Genomic DNA, 20,747 nt, shown 5'->3' with positions numbered 1-20,747 from the left:
CAGGGCCGGGTGGGGCAGGGCCGGGTGGGGCAGGGCCGGGTGGGGCAGGGCCGGGTGGGGCAGGGCCGGGTGGGGCAGGGCCGGGTGGGGCAGGGCGAGGCGGGGCGGGGCGGGGCGAGGCGGGGCACGGCAGCGCGAAGACGCCTGATCACACGCGATGCCGAAGGCGAGCCGTCCTTGGTCCTTAGCCGGAGGCCTGGGCGGTGGGGTCCCGTCACGAGTCGCGCCACAGCTCTTGCTGCACCTGAGGGGTGAGGTCAAGTCGACACGCTTTTCGTCGACTTGACCTCACCCCTCAGGTGTGGCCAGCTCCTGGTGCGACTTGTGACGGGACCCCACCGCCAACGCAACCAACAACGCAACAGGCAGCCGCCCAGCACAAACAGGCGTGCCATCAACCCACGGGCGGCGCCACCCCCCGATCAGATTGCCGGGGGTCTGGGGGCAGAGCCCCCAGGGGGAAGCACTCAACCGCAACAGGCCGCACACAAGCCGGGAACGCTACGAACTCAGACCAACCCAAGCGCCGAAGGCGCCTTGGGATCCGAATCAGCGAGGAACTGGGAACACCGAACCCACTCCTCATCCTCCCCGATCTCCCGAGCAGCCAAAGCCAAAGCCCCCAACGCCCGCAAGAACCCCTGGTTAGGCCGGTGATCCCACGGCACAGGCCCGAACCCCTTCCACCCGGACCGCCGCAACTGGTCCAACCCGCGGTGGTACCCGGTACGCGCATAGGCGTAGGCCGCCACAGGATCCCCACCCTGCAAAGCCCGCTCGGCCAACAGGGCCCAAGCCTCAGAAAAGTCCGGATAAGCCCGAACGATCTTCCCGGGATCAGTTCCGCCGTCAGCGGCGGCCTGCGCCTCGGGACGTTCGGGAAGACGGGTCGGCTCGGGCCCGAGGAGGTTCTCAACCATGGGACCCATCGTGCCGCATCCACGGCACGGGGCCGGACACCGAGCTGGACGAACATCCTCTTGACCGGAGCTGGACGAATTGACCGGAGCTAGACGAACATCCTCATGACCGCGGCCACGACGGCCAGGAGGAGCACGGTGACGAGGACGCCGGCGATGATCCGCTGCTTCGTGGTGGCCTTGTAGCTGTCGGGCTCGGAGCTCATGGGCGTGCACCTTGCCGTGACCGACACGACAACTTCAACGTCGTTCACTCCATCGTGCGCACGAATTGGAAACATCAGGGTAAAACCAGGGGCGTTCCGGCCACATGGGCACCCGAGCGGCGCTCATGATGTTCGGATGATTCAGGGGGCAAGGCAGTTCCGGGAGCGGTACTGGGAGCGGGGCGCGCCGGGCAGGGAGACGCCGGCGGTGCTCACGAAGCAGCTCTACCGGTGGTGGCTCGTCGGTCTTCTGCTCAAGCTGATCGGGTCGTCGTGGGACGTCTCGTGGCACTTCAAGTGGCTCAGGGACGACCTGGCGCCGCCGCATCTGATCAACACGGTCGGCACGGTGATCGTGGTCGGGCTGACGTTGTTCCACACGTTCACCGGCTATGGCGGCGACAAGCTGACGATCCGGTTGATGCAGGTCGGAAGTGGGATCTTCCTGATCGCCCTGCCGATCGACGTCATCAACCACCGGGTCAACGGGCTCGACATCACGAGCTGGAGCGGGTCGCACGCCCTGCTCTACCTCGGTACGGCGGTGATGCTGGCCGGCGCGATCCGCGGGTGGATGAAGACGTACCCCGAGGGCACGGCGAGGACGCTCGGGCTCGCGGCGCTGTGGTTCTTCTTCCTGGAGAACGTCTGGTTCCCCAACCAGCACCAGGAGTACGGCGTGCGCGCGTTGCAGGCGTGGGACAACGGCCAGGCCGAGGCGGAGCCGATCCTGCTGCAGTTCGCGGCGGACCAGCTGGGCGTGCCGGTCGGGCGGGAGGCGGTCGTGCACTTCGCGCTGCCCATCGCGGACTGGGTCTACCCGGTGTGGGGGCTGGTCGCGGCGGCGCTGGTGCTGGTCATCGCGCGGCGCACCATCAACAGGCGTTGGGCGGCCACGGCGGTTGCCGCCGGGTACGTCGCCTACCGGTGCCTGATCTGGCCGTTGCTCGCGGGGATCGACTTCCCGAAGTCCGCCGTGCCGCTGTTCCTGGTGCTGGTGGCGCTCGCGATCGACGCGGCGCACGCCGTCGACATGCCGACACCCGCGAAAGCGGTGCTCGGGTCGGCGGCCGTCACGACGGTCGGGTACGTGGGGATCTGGTTCCAGCAGGAGTTCCTGTGGGGGCCGCCGATCTCGTTCTCGTCGGCGGCGGTCACGGCCGTGCTGCTGGCGGTCTTGTGGACGGTCGGGGACGCGGTCATCCACCGGCCTCAGGCGCAGATGCTCGCCTCACGCCTCAAGCTGGGCTGACAACCTGCTGGTGATCCGGCCGAACAGGTCGGTCAGCGGCTCGCCGACGTCCCGCCCGAACTCGGTCAACCCGTAGGTGACCTGGGGCGGGGTCGTCGGCTCCACCCTGCGCCAGATCAGGCCGTCCTCGACGAGTCCGCGCAGCGTCTGGGACAGCATCTTCTCGCTGATGCCCTGGATGCCGTCGCGCAGCTCGAAGAACCTCAGGTCGTTGGTCTGCAACGAGATCAGCACCCAGATGCCCCAGCGGCTGGTGACGTGGTCGACCATCTCGCGCGCGGGGCAGTTGGTGTGAAACACGTCATAGCGCCCGTTGTTCTCAGGGCGCGTGAACTGAGCTCCGACCGCCATGTCGGGAGCTTACCCGGAGGTACGTCCTTACGAAATGTAAGCCCGGTTCCTAGCGTCGCCCGCACAACGACGAAGGAGCTGGACATGATCGTGGTGACCGGGGCGACCGGGAACATCGGGCGACCTCTCACGAAGGCGCTCGCCGACGCGGGCGAGCAGGTGGTGGCCGTGTCGCGGCACGCGGCGGAGGTGCCGGACGGCGTGCGGCACCAGGTGGCGGACCTCTCCGATCCGGCGAGCCTCGACCTGAAGGGCGCGAAGGCGTTGTTCCTGCTGCTGTCCGGCGACCTGCACGCCGTCGGCGCCAGCCCCGCCGAGATCGTCGAACGGGCCGCCGCACAGGGTGTGCGCCGGGTGGTGCTGCTGTCGTCGCTGGGCGTGCGGACCAGGCCGTTCGGCACGACTCGGATCGAGCTGCGCGGACTCGAGGACACCCTCCGGAACTCCGGTCTCGACTGGGCGGTCCTGCGGCCGGGCGGCTTCGCGTCCAACGCGCTGTGGTGGGCCGAGGCCGTGCGCGCACAGCGAACCGTCGCGGCGCCGTTCGCCGACACCGCCCTGCCGATCATCGACCCGGCCGACATCGCCGAGGTCGCGGCGACCGCGCTGCTCAGCGACCGGAACGGCGTCCTGGAGCTCACCGGCCCGGAGGTGATCACGCCGCGGCAGCAGGCGGAGGTCATCGCGGCCGCGCTGGGCGAACCCGTGCGGTTCCACGAGCTCACCCGCGCGGAGGCCAAGGCGGGCCTGGAACAGCTGATGCCGGGCGAGCTCGCCGACGACACCCTGGACATCCTGGGGTCGCCCACCCCGGACGAGGTGGCGGTGAGCCCGGACGTCGAGAAGGTCCTCGGCCGCGCCCCGCGCACGTTCGCCGACTGGGTCGCGCGCAACGTGGAAGCCTTCCGCTGACAAGCAAAAGGGCCCCGGCTCACAGCCGGGGCCCTCCTCACACAGCGTGTCAGCCCGCGATCATGCGGCCCGACGACTTGAGGTGCTCGCACGCCTGCGCGATGCGCGCGCCCATGGCCGTCTCGGCGGCCTTGAGGTAGCTGCGCGGGTCGTAGGCCTTCTTGTTGCCGACCTCGCCGTCGATCTTCAGCACGCCGTCGTAGTTCGCGAACATGTGCGCGGCGATCGGACGGGTGAACGCGTACTGCGTGTCCGTGTCGATGTTCATCTTGATGACGCCGTACGTCACGGCCTCGTGGATCTCCTCGAGCAGCGAGCCGGAGCCGCCGTGGAAGACCAGGTCGAACGGCTTCGAGCCGGCCGGGAGGCCGAGCTTCTCCGCCACGACGTCCTGGCCCTGCTTGAGGATCTCCGGGCGCAGCTTCACGTTGCCCGGCTTGTAGACGCCGTGCACGTTGCCGAAGGTCGCGGCGAGCAGGTAGCGACCCTTCTCACCGGCGCCGAGGGCCTCGACGGTCTTCAGGTAGTCGTCCGCCGTCGTGTAGAGCTTGTCGTTGATCTCGTTGTCGACGCCGTCCTCCTCGCCACCGACGACGCCGACCTCGATCTCGAGGACGAGCTTCGCCTTGGCCGAGAGGTCGAGCAGCTCGGACGCGATCTGCAGGTTCTCGTCCAGCGCGACGGCCGAGCCGTCCCACATGTGCGACTGGAAGAGCGGGTTGCCGCCCTTGTCGACGCGCTCCTGGCTGATGGCGATCAGCGGACGCACGTACCCGTCGAGCTTGTCCTTCGGGCAGTGGTCGGTGTGCAGCGCGATGTTCACCGGGTACTTCGCGGCGACGACGTGCGCGTACTCGGCGAGCGCGACCGCGCCGGTCACCATGTCCTTGACCTTGGTGCCCGAGGCGAACTCGGCTCCACCGGTCGAGACCTGGATGATGCCGTCGCTCTCAGCCTCGGCGAAGCCGCGCAGAGCCGCGTTGAGCGTCTCCGACGACGTGACGTTGATGGCGGGGTAGGCGAACTCGTTCGCCTTGGCCCGGTCCAGCATCTCCGCGTAGACCTCGGGAGTTGCGATGGGCATCGGTGGTCCTCCTCAGGCGCCCTGAACGGGTGTCAGCCCGCATCCTACGAGTCGGTGTCACGGGGCCGTAACAGTGGCCGCCCTCACAGAGGGATCGATCAAGTACCAGCTGACCAGCCGGTCTGCACTACTCGCCGGTAGGGGGATAGTGGATGACATGGCAACTGCTCAGTGGAACGGCAAGATCATCGCTTCGAGCGACGACACCGTCGTGGTCGAAGGCAACCACTATTTCCCGTTGGAGTCCGTCGACCCGGCCGTGCTGACGCCGACCGACTACACCACGCACTGCCCGTGGAAGGGCGACGCGAACTACTACTCGCTGCAGGTGGACGGCGCCGAGAACACCAACGCGGCCTGGTACTACGCCGAGCCTAAGGAAGCGGCGAAGCAAATCAAGGGCCATGTGGCGTTCTGGAAGGGCGTCGAGATCAGCGCTTGAGCCCCAGGGCGCCGGCCAGTTCCGCGTAGTGGCCGTTCAGCGACTGGACGGCCACGTGGTCGGCACCCGCGTCGACGTGCGCGCGCAGCTTCTCGGCCACCTGGTCCGGGCTGCCGTGCGCGACCAACGCGTCGATCAGCCGGTCGGAGCCCTTGATGTCCTCCTCGGTGAACCCGTACCGCTGCCAGTTGTTCGTGTAGTTGGTGAGCGAGAAGTAGAACGAGAGCTTTTCGCGCGCGAGGGCACGTGCCGCTTCCGGGTCCTCGTCGACGACGACGGTCACCTCGGGAGCGAGGAGCTTGTCGCCGAGGGCCTTGCGCGCCTCCGCCGTGTGCTCGACCGGCACGAGGTACGGGTGGGCGCCCGCGGTCCGGTCGGCGGCGAGCTTCAGCACCTTCGGCCCGAGCGCGGCGAGCACCAGCCTGTCGGCGGGCACGTCGAGCCGGTCGAGGTAGGACACGAGCTTGTCGTAGGGCTTCTCGTAGGCCTGGTCGATCTGGCGGTGGCCCACGCCGACGCCGAGCAGGAACCTGTCGCTCGCGAGGCGGTGGAACTCGGCGGAGACCGCCTCCGGCTCCGACTGCCACACGTTGACGATGCCGGTCGCGATCGTGATCGACTCCGTGGTGCCCAGCGCCTGCTCGACCGCGGTGAGCTCGGGCGAGCCGCCGATCCAGAACGTCCCGTAGCCGAGCGCCTCGATCTCGTCGTACCTCCCCGCCCACTCGTGGTGCGAGCCCCAGACCCCGAACGTTCCCAGCATGCGAACCCCGATCCTCGTGGCGGACTACCTTTCGCAGTATGCCGATCTTGAGCACCACAGACCTGGACGTGTCCCGCCTCTGCCTGGGCGGCAACGTGTTCGGCTGGACCGCCGACGAGGACCAGTCGTTCGCCGTGCTCGACGCCTACGTGGAGGCGGGCGGGAACTTCGTCGACACCGCCGACGTGTACTCGGCCTGGGCCGACGGCAACTCCGGCGGCGAGTCGGAGACGATCCTCGGCAGGTGGCTCGCGAAGCGCGGTGACCGCGACCAGGTCGTGGTGGCGTCGAAGGTCGGCATGCTCGCCGGGTTCAACAACCAGAAGCGCGACACGGTGCTGAGCGCTGCCGAACGCTCGTTGAAGCGCCTGGGCGTCGACCACATCGACCTCTACTACAACCACCTCGACGACCTGAACACGCCGCTCGAGGAGACGCTGGCCGCCTACGACCAGCTCGTCCGCGACGGCAAGGTGCGCCACATCGCCGCGTCCAACTTCTCCGCCGACCGGCTCGCGCGGGCGCTGGAGATCCAGGAACGCGAGGGCTTCGCGAAGTTCGTGGCCCTGCAGCCCGAGTACAGCCTGGTCAGCCGCGACAAGTTCGAGGGCGAGCTCCAGGACACCGTCGCGCGGCTCGGCCTCGCCACGCTGACCTACTCCTCGCTCGCCAAGGGCTTCCTGAGCGGCAAGTACCGGCCGGGCGTCGAGGTGCAGAGCGCTCGGGCGGGTGCGGCCTCGAAGTTCCTGGACGAGCACGGTCTGCAGGTCCTCGAAGTGCTCGACGAGCTGGCCGAGACGCACGCGACCACGGTCTCCGCGGTCGCCCTCGCGTGGCTCGCCCAGCAGCCGACGGTGGCCGCGCCGATCGCGTCCGCCCGCACGTTGGAGCAGCTCAGCGACCTGGTCCCGGTGCTCACGCTCGAACTGACGCAGGACGAGGTGGACCGCCTGAGCGCAATTTAACTTGCCAGTAGCTTACTGGGAGTAGGTTGCGTTACCGTGACGGCATGGACGTCACGGGCAAGGTGGTACTGATCACCGGCGCGGCCAGGGGCATCGGCGCCGAGGTGGCGAGGCAACTGGCCGCGCGCGGGGCACGTCTCGCGCTCGTCGGGCTCGAGAAGGCCCAGCTCGAAGAGGTCGCGCGGCAGACCGGTGGCAAGGCGTGGGAAGCCGACGTCACCGACTGGGACGCGCTCGACCGGGTCGTGAACGAGGTCGCGGAGCACTTCGGCGGCATCGACGTCGTGGTGGCGAACGCGGGCATCGCGGCCACCGGGTTCGTACGCTCGATGGACCCCAAGGCGTTCGAACGGGTCATCGAGGTGAACCTGCTCGGTGTGTGGCGCACGGTCCGCACGGCGCTGCCGCACCTGATCCGCAGCCGCGGCTACTGCCTGGTCGTGTCGTCGCTCGCGGCGATCGTCCACATCCCCGGCAACGCGGCCTACTCGGCGGCGAAGGCGGGCTGCGAGGCGTTCGCGGACAGCCTGCGGGCCGAGGTCAGGCACCTGGGCGTGGACGTCGGCACCGCGTACTTCTCGTGGATCTCCACGGACATGGTCAACAGCGCCGACGAGCACCCGGTCTTCGGCAAGCTGCGCAAGGGCATGCCGGGCGTCGCCGGCAAGAAGTACCCCGTCCGCAACGTCGGCAGGGCCGTGGTCAGGGGCATCGAGAAGCGGGCGAGGGCGGTCCACGTCCCCGGCTGGGTCGGCGTCCTGAAGTACTTCCGCGCGTTCACGCCGGTGGTCGTGGACCGCCAGGCGGTCGAGGAGATCAAGGCAGCCGACCTCGAGATGGCGAAGTCGGACACGTCGGGCCTGGTGGGGCCCGGCGGGCAGGCCGCTACCCGGTGACCCAGGCCCCCATCAGGACGTTCCACTCGCGGACGGTCCACTCCGCGACACCCGCGGGCGTGTAGGGGTCGGCGGCGATGATCGCCTTCACCGCCGCTTCGTCCGCGGCCTCGTAGATGATCAACGCGCCGGTGTCGTCCGCGTACGGACCTGAGGCGACGACCACGCCCTTCTCGACGAGGGAGGCGAGGTACTCGCGGTGTTCGGGGCGCACCGCGAGACGCTTCTCGCTGTCGGGACCGAACACCAATTCGACTGCAAAGCGGGCCATGCCTCCACCGTAGTGAAGCTGACCGGTACCGTCCTACCTTGTGGTTGGCGAAGACACCCCGCGCACCGTGCAGGACACCCTGACCAACCTGCGGATCAAGGACGGCGTCGCAGGACCTCCCGCAGGGCCCCTCACGCTCGAAGACCTGTACAAGCAGCACCGCATGCGCCTCGTGAGGCTCGCGCTGCTGCTCGTGGACGAGCCGTCGACCGCCGAGGACGTCGTCCAGGAGGCGTTCACCGGCCTGCACCGCAACTGGAAGGGCCTGCGCGACTCCCAGGCAGCCGTGGGTTACCTCCGCACGGCCGTCGTAAACGGATCCCGCAGTGTGTTGCGCCGCCGCAAGACGGCCCGCGACTACACGCCTCCGCACGTGGCGAACGCGCGCTCGGCCGAGTCGCTCGCGATGCTGACCGCGGAGCACCAGGCCGTGGTCAAGGCGTTGCAGCAGCTGCCGCCGCGGCAGCGCGAGGTGCTCGTGCTGCGCTACTACGGCGACCTGTCGGAAGCGGAGATCGCCGAGGCCACCGGCATCTCGAAGGGCACCGTGAAGTCGACGGCCTCCCGTGCGCTGGACGCCCTGCAGAAGATCATGGCGGGCTAGCCCGGCTCCGTGACGGTCATCCTGTCCGTGCCGCCCGCCGGGGCGGCACCGGCTCTGCTGCTGCGCCCGTGGCGTTCCGACGACCTCGCGGCGCTGCTCGCCGCGCACCGCGATCCGCTGCTGCGCCGCTGGCTGGCCACCTCGCTGACCGACGAGGCCGACGCCGGACGGTGGCTCGACGCGCAGGCCGACGGCTGGGCTGCCGCGACCCGGTTCAGCTTCGCCGTGATCGCCGACGACGCCCCGGCGGGCCACGTGGTAGTCAAGGTGGGGCCGGACGGCACGTCCGAGGTCGGCTACTGGACCGCCGCTCACGCCCGCGGCCGGGGCATCGCCGTCAGTGCCGTGAACGCCGTGTCGCAGTGGGCGTTCGACGTCCACGCCGTGACCCGGCTGGACCTGTTGCACGCGGCCGGCAACGACTCGTCGTGCCGGGTGGCGGTCAAGTGCGGGTACGTCCTGGACCTCCTGCTCCCCGCCGAGAGGCACCGGCACGTGCGCACAGCCACGCGGCCGTTTCAGAAGTAAGTAAACTTTCCCGTTTCCCCAGCTGACGCCGTTTTGACCGATCCGGGCGGTTTCAGCTCGTAAGACCACGCGCCCAAATCGGTACTTGGTATAGACCAATAGGCCTCCCATGCCGCAGGATCAGTCCCCGTGGCACGCAGACACGTGGTCGCCGTTGACATCGGTGGCACCGAAACCAAGGCGGCGCTGGTCTCCGGCACTCCGGAGTTCGTGGCGGCGGAGAAGCACGCGCGCCGGGCGACGCCCGGTGAGCTGGAGCCCCTCCTCGCCGTCATCTCGGAGCTCGTCGACGAGCTCCGCACCGCCTCCGAGCACGAGGTCGACGCCGTGGGGATCGTGGCGCCGGGCATCGTGGACGAGGCGAACGGCGTCGGCGTGTACACGACCAACCTGCCGTGGAGCCAGTTCCCGTTCAGCACCGTCATGACCGAACGGCTGGGCATCCCGGTCGCGTTCGGTCACGACGTGCGCGCCGCGGGCCTGGCCGAATGCCGCATGGGTGCCGCCAGGGACCTGCGCAACGCGGTGATCATGCCCATCGGCACCGGGATCGCCGGCGCACTGCTGCTGGACGGGAAGATCTACAGCGGCGAGGGCTACGCGGGTGAGATCGGACATGTGAACGTCGGCCACGGCGTGCCCTGCGCTTGTGGCCAGATCGGCTGCGTGGAGACAGTGGCGTCCTCCGCGGCGATCGCCCGCCGGTACACCGCACGTACCGGCACCCCCGTCAACGGCGCCGCTGAAGTCGCACGCAGGGTCGCCGACGGGGAGCCGGACGCCGTCGCCGTGTGGCACGAGGCCGTGGACGCGCTCGCCAGGGGGATCCTGGTGCTGGCGACGCTGCTCGGACCGGAGGCCGTGGTGCTCGGCGGTGGGCTCGCACTCGCAGGAGATCTGCTGGTGGAGCCCCTGAGGGAAAGGCTGGACGGCCTGATCGCCTTCCAGCGCCGACCGGAGCTTCGGCTCGCGGCGCTCGGCGACGAGGCGGGCTTCCTCGGCGCGGCGCTGCTGGCCATCGACACGCTGGAGGCGTGATGAGCACGTGGGGTGGACCAGTCGACGTGACCCTGACCGGTGGTCGGGTCGTCACGCCGGGAGGGGTGCTCGAGAACGGGTGGGTGAGCGTCCGCGACGGGCGGATCGCCGCGGTCGGTGAGGGCGCCGCGCCCGACGGCCCGACGACCGACGTCGCCGGCGGCACGATCGTGCCCGGCTTCGTCGACATCCACTGCCACGGCGGTGGCGGGGCCGCGTTCACCAGCAGCGACCCCGAGAAGGTCCGCAAGGCCGCGGCCGCACACCGCAAGCACGGCACCACCACGCTGCTGGCGTCGCTGGTGACGCGCCCGGTGCCGGAACTGGCCGACCAGGTCTCCGCACTGGCCGAAATGGTCCAGGAGGGCGTCGTCGCGGGCATCCACCTCGAGGGCCCGTTCCTGTCCGCCGCCCGCTGCGGCGCGCACGACCCGGCGATCCTGTGCCCGCCGGAGCAGACCTCGGTGACGAAGCTGCTCGACGCCGGCAAGGGCACCGTCCGCATGATCACCATCGCGCCCGAACTAGAAGGCGCCGTGCACGCCGTGCGCCAGCTCGTGGACAACAACGTCCTCGCCGCCATCGGCCACACCGACGCCACCGAGGCACAGGTCCGCCCCGCCGTCGACGCCGGCGCATCCGTGGCAACCCACCTGTTCAACGGCATGCGCCCGCTGCACCACCGCGAGCCGGGCCCGATCGGCGCCCTGCTGGACGACGAACGCGTCACCGTCGAACTCATCTGCGACCTCGTGCACCTGCACCCGACCGCCGTCCGCCTCGCCGCGCGCCACGCGGGCCTGCAGCGCACCGTCCTCATCACCGACGCCATCGCGGCGGCGAGCGTGGGCGACGGCGTGTACGACATCGGCGGCCTGGAAGTGCGCGTCGTCGACGGGGTGCCAACGTTGGCAGGAGGCGCTTCCCTGGCCGGCAGCACCCTCACGATGGACATGGCGTTCCGCAACGCCGTCAACTCGTGCGGACTGTCACTCGTGGAGGCCACCCACGCCGCCTCGACCCGCGGCGCCGAACTCCTCGGCCTCGACACGGGCAAGCTCGAAGCCGGGCTCGCTGCGGACATCGTCGTCCTCGATGCAGAATTGAAGCCGAGGGACGTGATGGTCAGGGGCGAGTGGGTCAAGGACTAGGTGGATGGCAGACGATCCGGAGCGACTGGTGACCGACGCGCTGCGAGCGCAGGCGACCAGCACGAATGCCGGATTTGTCGCACCTGTCCCAATCACCGAGGAACCCCCGGCACCCATGTCCACGTGGTGGGTGCTGGGCCTCGCCCTGCTGTTGGGCCTGGCAGCGGGCACGGTGGCGGCAGTGATCACCCTGAGCTGACCTGTACCGTTGTCGCCGTGACGATTGCATTGGGCCCTGACTGGCTGGACCCCACCGTTCTGCTGAACGGGCTCGGCCCGTACATGCTCATCGGGTTGTGCCTCATCATCTTCGCGGAGTGCGGGCTCCTCGTCGGCTTCTTCCTGCCGGGCGACTCCCTGCTGTTCACAGCAGGTCTCTTCGTCGCGGCGGGCACGATCGACACCCCGCTCTGGCTCGTCTGCGTACTCCTCACCGTGTGCGCCTTCGTCGGCAACGTCGTCGGCTACTACATCGGCAAGAAGGCCGGCCCGGCGCTGTTCAGCAAGCCGGAGTCGAAGATCTTCAAGAAGGAGTACGTCGACAAGACGCAGGAGTTCTTCGACAAGTACGGCGCCCGCGCCATCGTCATGGCCAGGTTCGTGCCGATCGTCCGCACCTTCATCACGGCCATGGCAGGCGTCGGCCGGATGGACCCGAAGAAGTACTTCACGTACTCCGCCATCGGCGGCGTCGCGTGGGCGGCAGGCCTGACGGTCCTGGGCTACTTCCTCGGCCAGGTCTCCTTCATCAGGGACAACCTCGAGATCACCCTGCTCGCCATCGTCTTCCTGTCGATCGTGCCGATCATCATCGAGGTGATCAAGGCGCGCCGCGAGAAGAAGACGCTGGTGGAGGCCGAGGCGGACGACATCACCCAGGTCATGCAGGCGCAGATCCAGGACGACTCGACGCAGATCATCCCGCGCGTCGAACGCTGACCGCAGCACCAGAACCCACACCAGCACACCGAAGGCCCCTCCCACAGGTGGGAGGGGCCTTCGCATGCGCGCAGCGACGCCAAAGCCATGCCCACGCAGGCGGGATGGGCTTTCGCACGCGTACAGCAACGCCGAGGCCCCGCCCACAGGCATCAGGTGGGCTGGTGGCATGCCGTGCCAGAAGGTGAGGCCTTCGCATGCGAACAGCGACGCCGAAGGCGAGGCCCCCACCAACCGCGAAGCGAAGCGAGCCGTGCGAGCCAACAGATCGGAACCGCCAAGCAGGGGCGACGCGAAGCGAGCCGTCCGAACTCTAACGACTGGGCAGCGGTGCACCCCGCTCCTGCGATTGGGGCTTGACCTTGAGGGGCGGGGTGCTACCCCTCATCGGGCACGGCCGGGCGCTTTTCAGCCCGGCTTTTCCGGCCGTCAAGCACCCCGCCAGAGGCTCAAGGTCAAGCCCCAATCGCCACCCCGTGATTCGTCCCGACCCGCGCAACCACCAACGCAACGCAACCAACTCCCAGGGAACGCAACCAACCCCGCTGGAACCGGCAACAACCAACGCAACCCGACCCTCAAACCCAAAGTCCCGGCATGAGCCCCCACCCAGACTCCACCCTAAGTTCCCAGTGGTCCAGACCACGGGAGGCCCAGCCCCCCATAGGCCTCCGACGCACGCGAACCACTAGAAAAGATTTGAGTCTCACGCAACGTCAAGGTGTTGGTTGACCAACATGACCACCAGACGCGAAGTGCTGGGACTACTGGCAACAACAGCCGCCATCACCCTGATCCCGAACCAGGCCAACGCCTCCACACCCATCACCGCAGTACGAGGCGCAACACTGATCGACTCGTCCGGGGCACGGCCGAACACGACCATCGTCCTGGCGAACGGCAAAATCCAAGCCGTGGGCCACAACCTGCCCCTCCCACGCGGCTCGACGATCCTGAACGCCACCGGCAAGTTCATCATCCCCGGCCTAACAGACATGCACGTGCACGGCGCCTTCCTGGACCGGATCACGCTGCCGCTCTGCCTGGCCAACGGCATCACGGGCATCCGCGAGATGTGGGGCTTCCCACCGATCTACGACCTCCGCGACCGGATCGACCGCGGCGAGGTGTCAGGTCCGCGGCTGACAGTCGGCAGCACGATCATCGACGGCCCGCACTCGACCCTGCCCGGCGCACTGATCGTCAGCACTCCAGAAGAGGGCAGACAGGCAGTGCGGGACGCCAAAACACAGGGCGCCGACTTCGTGAAGGTCTACTCCTACCTGGACCGCCCCACGCTCACCGCCATCGCGGACGAGTGCGAAAAGCAAACCATCACCTTCGCCGGACACTGCTCGAACCACGTACCACTGGGCGACGCGAGCGACCTGGGACAGCGCACCTTCGAGCACATGTACGGGCTGTCCCTGGCAACGAGCACAAGAGAAACCCAGCTGCGCCAAGCGATCGCGACGCTGCCACTCGACCCGGCGAACTCGTTCGCGTGGTTCAAGCAGGTGCTGGAGTTCGAACGCCAAGCCGCCCTGTCGCACAGCGGGAGCAAGGCCGTCCGCCTGGCGAAACGGTTGCGGCGCAACAACTCCGCACTCTGCCCGACGATGGTCGCGATGCAGGTCTACTCCAGCCCGGCCGACCGGTTCGCGAACGACCCGCGGATGAAGTACATGCCGGTGTTCTACCGCGACCTGTGGCTCGAGCAGCTGAAGAGCTGGGCCCCCGTGACCGAGCGGGAGATCCGGCAGCAGGCCGAGTTCTTCCGCCACCGCCAAGAGCAGGTGGCGGAGATGCACGGCCACGGCGTCGAGGTCTTGGTCGGAACGGACGCGGGCAACCCGTACTCGTTCTCGGGCTTCTCCGTGCACGACGAGCTGCGGCTGCTGGTCGAGGCGGGCCTGTCGCCGAAGGCCGCGCTGGACGCGGGCACCCGCAACGCCACCGTGCGGCCCGGTGAGAAGGCGGACCTCGTCGTGCTGGAAGGCAACCCGCTCAAGGACATCCGCAACACGCAACGCATCCACACCGTGCTGACCCGCGGAAGGGTCCTCGGGCCGGCCGAACGGCGGAAGATGCTGGCGGACGTGGAGAAGGCGGCTCAGGAGCCGTTCCCCACGCCCCAGCGGGCCTGTTGTTAGAGGCTGAACATCGAACCGGGGTTGAACAGGTTCTCCGGGTCCAGCGCGCCCTTGATCTCGCGGTGGACCCGGAGGCCGACCGGCCCGATCTCCTCGGCCAGCCACTCGCGCTTGATCTTGCCGATGCCGTGCTCGCCGGTCACCGTGCCGCCGAGCGACAGCCCCAGCGCGAGGATGTCGTCGAACGCCTTCTGGGCGCGCGCGAACTGGTCGGCGTCCGCGGGGTCGTAGACGATCGTCGGGTGCATGTTGCCGTCGCCCGCGTGGCCGACGACGGCGATCTTGAGGCCGACCTCCTCCGAGATGTCCTCGCAGCCCTGGATGAGCTCGGCGATGCGGGTGCGGGGCACGCACACGTCGTCGGTCAGCCACGAGCCGTAGATCTCCAACGCCGTGAGCACGGCACGGCGCGCGGTCAGCAGGTCGCGGCCCTCGTTGACGTCGTGCGTCGAGTAGACGAGGTCGGCCTCCAGGCAGATCTCCTCGATCTTGGCCAGCTCGTTGCGCGCCTGCTCGCCACCGGCGTCGGACTGGCAGATCAGCAACGCCGCGCAGCCGGGACCGGCGCCGATCTCGGTCTTCAGATAGGCCTCGACGGCCTCGATCGAGGTGCGGTCCATGATCTCCATCAGCGACGGCACCAGGCCCTCGCGGACGATCCGGCTGACCGCGGCACCCGCCAGGGCCGTGGTGCCGAACGCGGCGACCAGCGTGGCCGGGGCCTGCGGCAGCGGGCGCAACGCCAGGGTGGCCTTGGTGATCACACCCAGCGTGCCCTCGGAGCCGATGAAGAGCTTGGTCAGGTCGTAGCCCGCGACGCCCTTGACCGTGCGACGGCCGGTCCGCAGCACCTCGCCGTCGGCCAGCACGACCTCCAGGCCGAGCACCGAGTCGGTGGTCACGCCGTACTTCACGCAGCACAGGCCGCCCGCGTTGGTGGAGAGGTTGCCGCCGATCGTGCACCAGTCGTAGCTGCTCGGGTCCGGCGGGTAGAACAGGCCGTGCTTCTCGACGGCACCGCGCAGGTCGAGGTTGACCACGCCGGGCTCGACGACGGCGAGGCGGTTGTCGGTGTCGATCTCGACGATCGCGTTCATCTTGGTCGTGACCAGGACGACGGAGCCCTCGATCGCGTTCGCGGCGCCGGACAGGCCGCTGCCGGCTCCGCGCGGGACGATCGGGACGCGGTGGCTCGCACATGCTCTGACCACCGCCTGGACCTGCTCGGTGTTCAGCGGGAACACCACTGCCAACGGACTGCCGTGCGGTGCCAACGGCATCATGTCGCGTTGGTAGCTCGCGGTGACGTCGGCGTCGGTCAGGACGCCGGAGTCACCCACTGCGGCGCGGAGTTCGGCGAGCAAGGTCTCCATGCTGGCCACGCTAGCGGGAAACGCCTGGTCGACTCGATGGTGAATTCCGCGTAGAGGTGTTCACGCCGTGACCCGGCGTGCTCAATCCAGATTTCGCCCACCCGTTGGCCCGATGTCGCCCTGCCATCCGCACGGCACGACGTAGGGTGGTTCACCGTGGCGCACGCATTCGCCTCGCTGGAGACCGCGGGCCCGGTGGCCGTTTGGCTCATCGTGCTGAGCTTCATCTTCGTCGAGTGCGCTTTCATCTTCGGGCTGTTCCTGCCCGGTGACTCGCTGCTGTTCGCCGCCGGCGTGGTGCTGGCGACGCACAACAGCGAGCTGTCGGCGTGGCTGCTGTCCCTCGCGGCTCTGATCGTCGCCGTGGTCGGCAACCAGGTCGGGTACTTCATCGGCCGCGGCACCGGCACGCGCGTGCTGGCCCGCAAGGGCGGCAAGGTCCTGAACAGGCAGAACCTGAAACGCGCCGGCGACTTCCTCGACCGCCGCGGGTTCTGGGCGGTCGTGCTGGCCCGCTGGATCCCGTGGATCCGGACCCTGGCACCGATGATCGCGGGCGCGGCCCGGATGGACCTCCGGAGGTTCACGCTCGCCACGACCATCGGCGCCATCGCGTGGGTCCCGACGCTGGTGCTGGCCGGTTACTACGGCGCCGGCATCCTGCAACAGCTCCCCTGGCTCGAGACCGCCGCGATCGTCGTCAGCATCGCCTTCTTCCTGGGCGGCACCGGCTGGGGCATCTGGCGCTACCGCCAGGAGATGGCGAAGCCGATCGACGAGTCGAGCGAGGACCTGGAACACGTCAGCCACCCCCAGGCCGGCTGACGTGTCAGAGGAACAGGTGTGACGCGTTGTCGAACAAGGTCTTGGACAGTTCCCTGCAGGCGTTCGCGGGGATCGTGTCGTACACGCCTTCGTGGTAGCTGTTGAAGTAGACGCGCACGGCCTTGGAACGCTTGTTGCACGCCGACGCCGCGTTGTTCTTGATGCACTCCCCGTAGCCGAGCAGGCCGGGCGTCCTGAACTCGTAGCACGTCGGCTGCGAGGTGCCGTAGTTCCCGATCGACGTCGTGAAGTCCGACAGCGAACCGAGGCTTTCGGGGGCCCAGTACAGGCAGAACTCGTTGGTGTTGCACACGCCGTCACGCGCCGCGGCCGAGGCGGCGGGCGTGGCGACCAGGACGGCCACGGCGGCGATCGCCCCGGCCAGGACTTTCTTCGTGAACTTGTTCATGTCGTTGATGGTTGCGAGAAAGCAAGGACCCCAACAGCGACAACCTCTACGAAGCACCTCCACATTTCGCGAGGTGCTGCCGCAGGCTCGCCTGCCTCCCGAGGTCGCCGTGCCGTTCGGCGATGCCGAGCCCGCGGCGCAACGTCTCGGCCGCGGCCACCCGGTCCCGGCGCAGCAGGTGCACCAGTCCCAGCTCCTCCAGGCACGCCACCTCACCCGCCGGGTCGCCACCCTCGCGGAACAGGTGCAGGCTCCGCCCCAACGCCGTCGCGGCGTCCCCGGTCCGGCCTGACCGCCGGTGCAGGGCGCCGATCCGGTGCAGCACGCCCGCACACGCCCGATCGTCGCCCTCGAGAGAACTGAGCCGCAGGCTGTCCTCGTAGCAACGGAGCTCGCGCGCGTGGTCGCCCGTCTTGCCGTAGGCGTTGCCCAGCTGTTCCAGGACCGCGGCCTCCACGCACCTCAGCCCCAGCTCGCGAGCGAGAGCGAGGCTCTCCTCACCGGTCTCGACGGTCTCCAGCACCTCGCTGAGGTTGGTGAGGCAGACCGCCACGCCGTCGGTGTCGCCCAGCGCCCGGAACTGGGCCAGGCTGCGGCGCAGGTGGCCCGCGTCCCGCAGCGCGACCCCCAGGTCCATCTCGACGATGGCCCGGGCCCGCGGGTCGCTCGCCAGCAGCAACGCCAGCCCGCACATCTCGGCCCAGTCCTCGCGGTGACCCCGGCTCAGGTAGTACGGGAACAGCCCGATGGCGAGCCTGACCAGCACGGGAGCCGGCACACCCGGTGTGCGGCAGAGGTCGGACAGGTGCGCACGGTGCTCGTCGAGCCACGCGAACGCCGCCGCGGCCGTCGTGAAGTCCGGTGCTCCCGCGGCCCACGCCGGGTCGGCCCAGGTCCCGCGGAGGCTGTGCGGCACGGCCAGCGCCACCGACCGCCACGCCACCGCGACGAACAGGTCGGCGACCCTGCCGAGCGCCTCGGGGTCCGCGCGCTGCTCGCGGGCGTAGGTCCGGACGAGGTCGTGCATCCGGTACCGGCCGGGCGTCGTCGCCTGCAGCAGGTGCAGGTCGGTCAGCCGTTCCAGCACCAGCTCGGCGGAGAGGGAGTCCACGTCGAGCAGGCGGGCGGCGACCGGCAGCGAGACGTCCTCGAAGACGCCGAACAGCGTGAAGGCGGTCTGGTCGTCCGGGTCGAGCTGGTCGACGGACACGGCGAAGCTCGCCCGGATGCCCGCGTCGTCGCGGTCCAGCTCGTCGAGCCTGCGCACGGCGAGGCGCCGGGCGAGGTGCGCGAGCGGCCAGGCGGGCCTGGACGCGAGCCGCGCTCCGGCGAGGTGGACGGCGAGCGGCAGCCGTCCGCACAGCTCCACGACCTGCTCGGCAGCGGAGGCGTCGGCGGTCCGTTCGGGTCCCGCGTAGGCCGCGAGCAGGTCGAGCGCCTCGCGTTCGGGCAGCACGTCGAGCCGCAGGTGGTGGGCCTGCGGCAGGGTGTCCATGGCCCGGCGGCTGGTCACGACCGCAGCGCTGCCGACGGTGCCGGGCAGCAACGGCTCGACCTGGGCGGCGGTCGCCGCGTCGTCGAGCACGAGCAGCACCCGCCGGCCGGCCAGCGCGGACCGCAGCCGCGCGGAGGTCTCGGCGAGCGTGCCGCCGTGGTCAGGCCGGTCCAACGCGCGCAACAGCCGGCCCAGCGCGTCCTCCGGCGACACGCTCCCGCGCAGGTCCAGGTAGAGCTGGCCGTCGGGGAAGCGCTCCGCCAGCCGGTGGGCGACGTGCAACGCGAGCGAGGTCTTGCCGACTCCCGGCATGCCGGCGACGACCACCACCCCCGACCGCTCCAGCAGGCCCGTCAGCTCGGCGACCTCGGCCTCGCGTCCGGCGAACCGCACGGGCGCGGCGGGAAGCTGCCGGACCGGTGCGGACGCCTCGCAGCGGGGCCGGGGCGTGCGGGCGGCGGCCGCGGCGAACTCGGCCCGGTCGTCCGCGCCCAGACCGAGCGCGCCGGCGAGCCTGAGCACCGTCTCGCGGTGCGGATGACGGCGGTCGCCGCGTTCCAGGGCACCGACGGCCTGACCGCTGAGGCCGGCCTTCTCGGCCAGCGCCTCCTGGGTCAGACCGGCGGCGATCCGGTGCCGGCGCAACAACAAGCCCAGCGCAGAGTCCACTCTCATCCCCCAGGAGAGATCGCGCGCACGCCGCCGAAGCGGTTGTCTAGAGCACCTCGGTGATGAGCAGGTCGGCGGACGCTTTCGACGAGTTCACCATCAGCGCGTTGACGTGGTCGGTGCCGTGCAGCACCCGTTCCTCGGCCTCGGACAGGGTGCGCCCGTACCGCAGATGGCGGTCGATCAGGCGTTGCACGCGCACGTCCTCGTCGATGAACAGGAACCACGCCTCGTCCAGGATGATCCGGACGCGCTTCCACTTGTCGTAGTTGAGCAGCAGGTAGTTGCCCTCGGTGACGACGAGCGGGACGTCCGGGTGCACCGGCACGGCGCACGCGATCGGTTCCTCGATCTCGCGGCGGAACTCCGGTGCGTAGATCATGTCCGGCCCGCACGCCTTGATCCGGCCGAGCAGATCCACGTAACCGGGGATGTCGAACGTGTCGGGCGCGCCCTTGCGCTCGACCAGCCGCAGCCGTTCGAGCTCGCTCTGCGCGAGGTGGAAGCCGTCCATCCCGACCAGCACGGCCTGGCCGTCGAGCGCCTCGACGAGCCGCCGCGCGAGTGTCGACTTGCCGGAACCGGGTGCACCGCTGATGCCGAGAATCTTGCGCTCACCCTGATCGGTGAGCACGCGAGCCCGCTCTAGCAGCTCGTCGAACCTGACCTGCTGTCCTGCCACCCTGCCAGCCTCTCAACCCAGTCCCCGACCGCACCGACGCGAACGGCGGCCGCCTCCGACGCGAAGCCGATGGCGTCCACCGGGTCCGCCCCCGACGCGAGCGCGTAGGCGTACGCGCCGTGCCAGACGTCACCGGCCCCGTTCGTGTCCTTCACCTCCACCGCGGGCACGGGCAGCTCTCCGGCAGAGCCGTTCCGCGACCAGGTGACCGGCTTCGCACCCTGCGTGCGAATGACCAGCGGCACCCCGTACGAGTGCACCTCGGCCTCGGACCGCTCGAACCCGGCGGAGCAGGCGGCCACGTCCACCAGCGGCAACAGGTGATCGAGGACAGGTTTCCAGCTCCCGGCGTCGAGCACCACAGGCAATCCGAGAGCTTTCGCCTGTTGGGCGGCGGGCAATGCCAGGCCGTCGTGATGTCCGTCCAAGAGCAGCACGTCCGCGGCGGCGAGGAGTTCGGTCAAATCGGGCGCGATCACCGGCACCGACGCGTTGCGGGACACGACCGTGCGCTCCCCATCAGCGTCTCTGACGACGACCATGCTCACGGGCGTCGTGCCCGCAACGGCGGTCACTTGGACCGGATCCAAGGAAGCGCGCACGAAATCACCCAGTGCGTCAGCACCCAGAGCGGTGAGCAACGAGGCCCTTCCACCCAATGCGGCGACGGCGCGGGCCGCGTTGGCGGCGGGACCGCCGGGCGACAGCACCGCGCCGAGCGAACGGATCTTCTGCCCGGCGTCGGGGAACTCGTCCACCCGCTGGGTCACGTCGAGAGTTGTGAGCCCGACACACAGCACGGCTGCCATCAGGGCTTCC

Annotated in this window: 23 protein-coding genes; 13 read left to right on the top strand and 10 right to left on the bottom strand. The window is 69.4% G+C overall.

All coding sequences use genetic code 11. The features are described from left to right. Positions 1-509: 509 nt before the first annotated feature. Positions 510-920 (bottom strand): DUF3151 domain-containing protein, encoded by a 411-nt coding sequence (locus IE307_RS11355; RefSeq protein WP_191297869.1) that lies wholly within the window; start codon positions 918-920, stop codon positions 510-512. A 342-nt stretch (positions 921-1,262) separates the two neighbouring features. Here IE307_RS11355 and IE307_RS11350 point away from each other — a divergent pair, with 342 nt between their 5' ends. Beyond that, positions 1,263-2,378, top strand: coding sequence for a hypothetical protein (locus tag IE307_RS11350; protein ID WP_191297868.1), 1,116 nt, complete (start codon positions 1,263-1,265; stop codon positions 2,376-2,378). On the opposite strand, the gene IE307_RS11345 is transcribed toward IE307_RS11350, so the two are convergent. Then, positions 2,358-2,729 carry a winged helix-turn-helix transcriptional regulator gene (locus tag IE307_RS11345; RefSeq protein WP_191297867.1) on the bottom strand — a complete coding sequence of 124 codons (372 nt, stop codon included), beginning with the start codon at positions 2,727-2,729 and terminating at the stop codon, positions 2,358-2,360. The genes IE307_RS11350 and IE307_RS11345 overlap by 21 nt on opposite strands. 84 nt (positions 2,730-2,813) lie before the next feature. Between IE307_RS11345 and IE307_RS11340 the strand changes: the two genes are divergently transcribed. Next, the gene (locus tag IE307_RS11340; RefSeq protein ID WP_191297866.1) at positions 2,814-3,641 is read left to right on the top strand and encodes an SDR family oxidoreductase; all 828 of its coding nucleotides are present in this window, start codon (positions 2,814-2,816) and stop codon (positions 3,639-3,641) included. Between the two features lie 49 nt (positions 3,642-3,690). Here the strand turns inward: IE307_RS11340 and fbaA are convergent, their stop codons facing one another. Next, on the bottom strand, positions 3,691-4,725 hold the full coding sequence (fbaA, locus tag IE307_RS11335) for a class II fructose-bisphosphate aldolase (RefSeq protein WP_191297865.1): 1,035 nt from the start codon (positions 4,723-4,725) through the stop codon (positions 3,691-3,693). Between the two features lie 157 nt (positions 4,726-4,882). Here fbaA and IE307_RS11330 point away from each other — a divergent pair, with 157 nt between their 5' ends. Next, a complete protein-coding gene (locus IE307_RS11330; protein WP_191297864.1) occupies positions 4,883-5,167 on the top strand; it encodes a DUF427 domain-containing protein in 285 nt (94 codons plus the stop codon). On the opposite strand, the gene IE307_RS11325 is transcribed toward IE307_RS11330, so the two are convergent. Continuing rightward, positions 5,157-5,930, bottom strand: coding sequence for an LLM class F420-dependent oxidoreductase (locus tag IE307_RS11325; RefSeq protein WP_191297863.1), 774 nt, complete (start codon positions 5,928-5,930; stop codon positions 5,157-5,159). The genes IE307_RS11330 and IE307_RS11325 overlap by 11 nt on opposite strands. A 38-nt stretch (positions 5,931-5,968) precedes the next feature. Here IE307_RS11325 and IE307_RS11320 point away from each other — a divergent pair, with 38 nt between their 5' ends. Both IE307_RS11320 and IE307_RS11315 read left to right on the top strand, forming a co-directional pair. Continuing rightward, on the top strand, positions 5,969-6,895 hold the full coding sequence (locus IE307_RS11320) for an aldo/keto reductase (RefSeq protein ID WP_191297862.1): 927 nt from the start codon (positions 5,969-5,971) through the stop codon (positions 6,893-6,895). 44 nt (positions 6,896-6,939) lie between these two features. Beyond that, complete coding sequence (locus tag IE307_RS11315) at positions 6,940-7,791, top strand: SDR family oxidoreductase (protein WP_191297861.1); 852 nt, start codon at positions 6,940-6,942, stop codon at positions 7,789-7,791. Here the strand turns inward: IE307_RS11315 and IE307_RS11310 are convergent. Further along, entirely contained in the window at positions 7,781-8,062 is a 282-nt protein-coding gene (locus IE307_RS11310) for a YciI family protein (RefSeq protein WP_191297860.1), read from the bottom strand. The genes IE307_RS11315 and IE307_RS11310 overlap by 11 nt on opposite strands. Before the next feature lie 40 nt (positions 8,063-8,102). Here IE307_RS11310 and IE307_RS11305 point away from each other — a divergent pair, with 40 nt between their 5' ends. From IE307_RS11305 to IE307_RS11275, 7 genes are all read left to right on the top strand, one after another. Then, complete coding sequence (locus IE307_RS11305) at positions 8,103-8,666, top strand: SigE family RNA polymerase sigma factor (protein ID WP_191297859.1); 564 nt, start codon at positions 8,103-8,105, stop codon at positions 8,664-8,666. 9 nt (positions 8,667-8,675) lie between these two features. Next, positions 8,676-9,194 carry a GNAT family N-acetyltransferase gene (locus tag IE307_RS11300; RefSeq protein WP_191297858.1) on the top strand — a complete coding sequence of 173 codons (519 nt, stop codon included), beginning with the start codon at positions 8,676-8,678 and terminating at the stop codon, positions 9,192-9,194. 129 nt (positions 9,195-9,323) lie between these two features. Then, positions 9,324-10,232 (top strand): ROK family protein, encoded by a 909-nt coding sequence (locus tag IE307_RS11295; protein WP_229904620.1) that lies wholly within the window; start codon positions 9,324-9,326, stop codon positions 10,230-10,232. Then, on the top strand, positions 10,232-11,383 hold the full coding sequence (gene nagA, locus IE307_RS11290) for an N-acetylglucosamine-6-phosphate deacetylase (protein ID WP_191297857.1): 1,152 nt from the start codon (positions 10,232-10,234) through the stop codon (positions 11,381-11,383). Before IE307_RS11295 ends, nagA begins: the two co-directional genes overlap by 1 nt. Positions 11,384-11,387: 4 nt before the next feature. Next, positions 11,388-11,582 (top strand): hypothetical protein, encoded by a 195-nt coding sequence (locus tag IE307_RS11285; RefSeq protein ID WP_191297856.1) that lies wholly within the window; start codon positions 11,388-11,390, stop codon positions 11,580-11,582. Positions 11,583-11,605: 23 nt separating this feature from the next. Beyond that, positions 11,606-12,322, top strand: coding sequence for a DedA family protein (locus tag IE307_RS11280; RefSeq protein ID WP_191298347.1), 717 nt, complete (start codon positions 11,606-11,608; stop codon positions 12,320-12,322). 737 nt (positions 12,323-13,059) lie between these two features. Further along, positions 13,060-14,475, top strand: a complete 1,416-nt coding sequence (locus IE307_RS11275) for an amidohydrolase family protein (RefSeq protein WP_191297855.1) — start codon at positions 13,060-13,062, stop codon at positions 14,473-14,475. Here IE307_RS11275 and IE307_RS11270 read toward each other — a convergent pair. Further along, positions 14,472-15,848 carry an FAD-binding oxidoreductase gene (locus tag IE307_RS11270; RefSeq protein ID WP_191297854.1) on the bottom strand — a complete coding sequence of 459 codons (1,377 nt, stop codon included), beginning with the start codon at positions 15,846-15,848 and terminating at the stop codon, positions 14,472-14,474. The genes IE307_RS11275 and IE307_RS11270 overlap by 4 nt on opposite strands. A gap of 156 nt (positions 15,849-16,004) precedes the next feature. On the opposite strand from IE307_RS11270, the gene IE307_RS11265 reads away from it, so the two are divergent. Next, entirely contained in the window at positions 16,005-16,673 is a 669-nt protein-coding gene (locus IE307_RS11265) for a DedA family protein (RefSeq protein WP_191297853.1), read from the top strand. Positions 16,674-16,677: 4 nt separating this feature from the next. Here IE307_RS11265 and IE307_RS11260 read toward each other — a convergent pair whose 3' ends face one another. The 4 genes from IE307_RS11260 to IE307_RS11245 are packed head-to-tail and all read right to left on the bottom strand — an operon-like array spanning position 16,678 to position 20,737. Further along, a complete protein-coding gene (locus tag IE307_RS11260; RefSeq protein WP_191297852.1) occupies positions 16,678-17,082 on the bottom strand; it encodes a peptidase inhibitor family I36 protein in 405 nt (134 codons plus the stop codon). Positions 17,083-17,128: 46 nt separating this feature from the next. Further along, the gene (locus tag IE307_RS11255; protein WP_191297851.1) at positions 17,129-19,246 is read right to left on the bottom strand and encodes an ATP-binding protein; all 2,118 of its coding nucleotides are present in this window, start codon (positions 19,244-19,246) and stop codon (positions 17,129-17,131) included. A 46-nt stretch (positions 19,247-19,292) separates the two neighbouring features. After that, the gene (locus IE307_RS11250) at positions 19,293-19,880 is read right to left on the bottom strand and encodes a nucleoside/nucleotide kinase family protein (protein WP_229904619.1); all 588 of its coding nucleotides are present in this window, start codon (positions 19,878-19,880) and stop codon (positions 19,293-19,295) included. A gap of 11 nt (positions 19,881-19,891) precedes the next feature. Then, positions 19,892-20,737 carry a PfkB family carbohydrate kinase gene (locus IE307_RS11245; protein WP_191297849.1) on the bottom strand — a complete coding sequence of 282 codons (846 nt, stop codon included), beginning with the start codon at positions 20,735-20,737 and terminating at the stop codon, positions 19,892-19,894. Between the last annotated feature and the right edge of the window lie 10 nt (positions 20,738-20,747).

The sequence above is a fragment of the Lentzea cavernae genome, from assembly GCF_014653695.1.
In the GTDB taxonomy this organism is placed as follows: Bacteria; Actinomycetota; Actinomycetes; order Mycobacteriales; family Pseudonocardiaceae; genus Lentzea; species Lentzea cavernae.
The sequence above is the reverse complement of the archived record's forward strand: the minus strand, read 5'-3'. Positions and strand labels throughout refer to the sequence as shown.

Coding starts and splice junctions, on each gene's coding strand:
- IE307_RS11315 (WP_191297861.1), top strand. CDS start 6,940: ATGGACGTCACGGGCAAGGTGGTACTGATCACCGGCGCGGCCAGGGGC.
- IE307_RS11270 (WP_191297854.1), bottom strand. CDS start 15,848: ATGGAGACCTTGCTCGCCGAACTCCGCGCCGCAGTGGGTGACTCCGGC.
- IE307_RS11260 (WP_191297852.1), bottom strand. CDS start 17,082: ATGAACAAGTTCACGAAGAAAGTCCTGGCCGGGGCGATCGCCGCCGTG.
- IE307_RS11310 (WP_191297860.1), bottom strand. CDS start 8,062: ATGGCCCGCTTTGCAGTCGAATTGGTGTTCGGTCCCGACAGCGAGAAG.
- IE307_RS11325 (WP_191297863.1), bottom strand. CDS start 5,930: ATGCTGGGAACGTTCGGGGTCTGGGGCTCGCACCACGAGTGGGCGGGG.
- nagA (WP_191297857.1), top strand. CDS start 10,232: ATGAGCACGTGGGGTGGACCAGTCGACGTGACCCTGACCGGTGGTCGG.
- fbaA (WP_191297865.1), bottom strand. CDS start 4,725: ATGCCCATCGCAACTCCCGAGGTCTACGCGGAGATGCTGGACCGGGCC.
- IE307_RS11340 (WP_191297866.1), top strand. CDS start 2,814: ATGATCGTGGTGACCGGGGCGACCGGGAACATCGGGCGACCTCTCACG.
- IE307_RS11320 (WP_191297862.1), top strand. CDS start 5,969: ATGCCGATCTTGAGCACCACAGACCTGGACGTGTCCCGCCTCTGCCTG.
- IE307_RS11330 (WP_191297864.1), top strand. CDS start 4,883: ATGGCAACTGCTCAGTGGAACGGCAAGATCATCGCTTCGAGCGACGAC.
- IE307_RS11285 (WP_191297856.1), top strand. CDS start 11,388: ATGGCAGACGATCCGGAGCGACTGGTGACCGACGCGCTGCGAGCGCAG.
- IE307_RS11275 (WP_191297855.1), top strand. CDS start 13,060: ATGACCACCAGACGCGAAGTGCTGGGACTACTGGCAACAACAGCCGCC.
- IE307_RS11350 (WP_191297868.1), top strand. CDS start 1,263: ATGATTCAGGGGGCAAGGCAGTTCCGGGAGCGGTACTGGGAGCGGGGC.
- IE307_RS11355 (WP_191297869.1), bottom strand. CDS start 920: ATGGTTGAGAACCTCCTCGGGCCCGAGCCGACCCGTCTTCCCGAACGT.
- IE307_RS11345 (WP_191297867.1), bottom strand. CDS start 2,729: ATGGCGGTCGGAGCTCAGTTCACGCGCCCTGAGAACAACGGGCGCTAT.
- IE307_RS11245 (WP_191297849.1), bottom strand. CDS start 20,737: ATGGCAGCCGTGCTGTGTGTCGGGCTCACAACTCTCGACGTGACCCAG.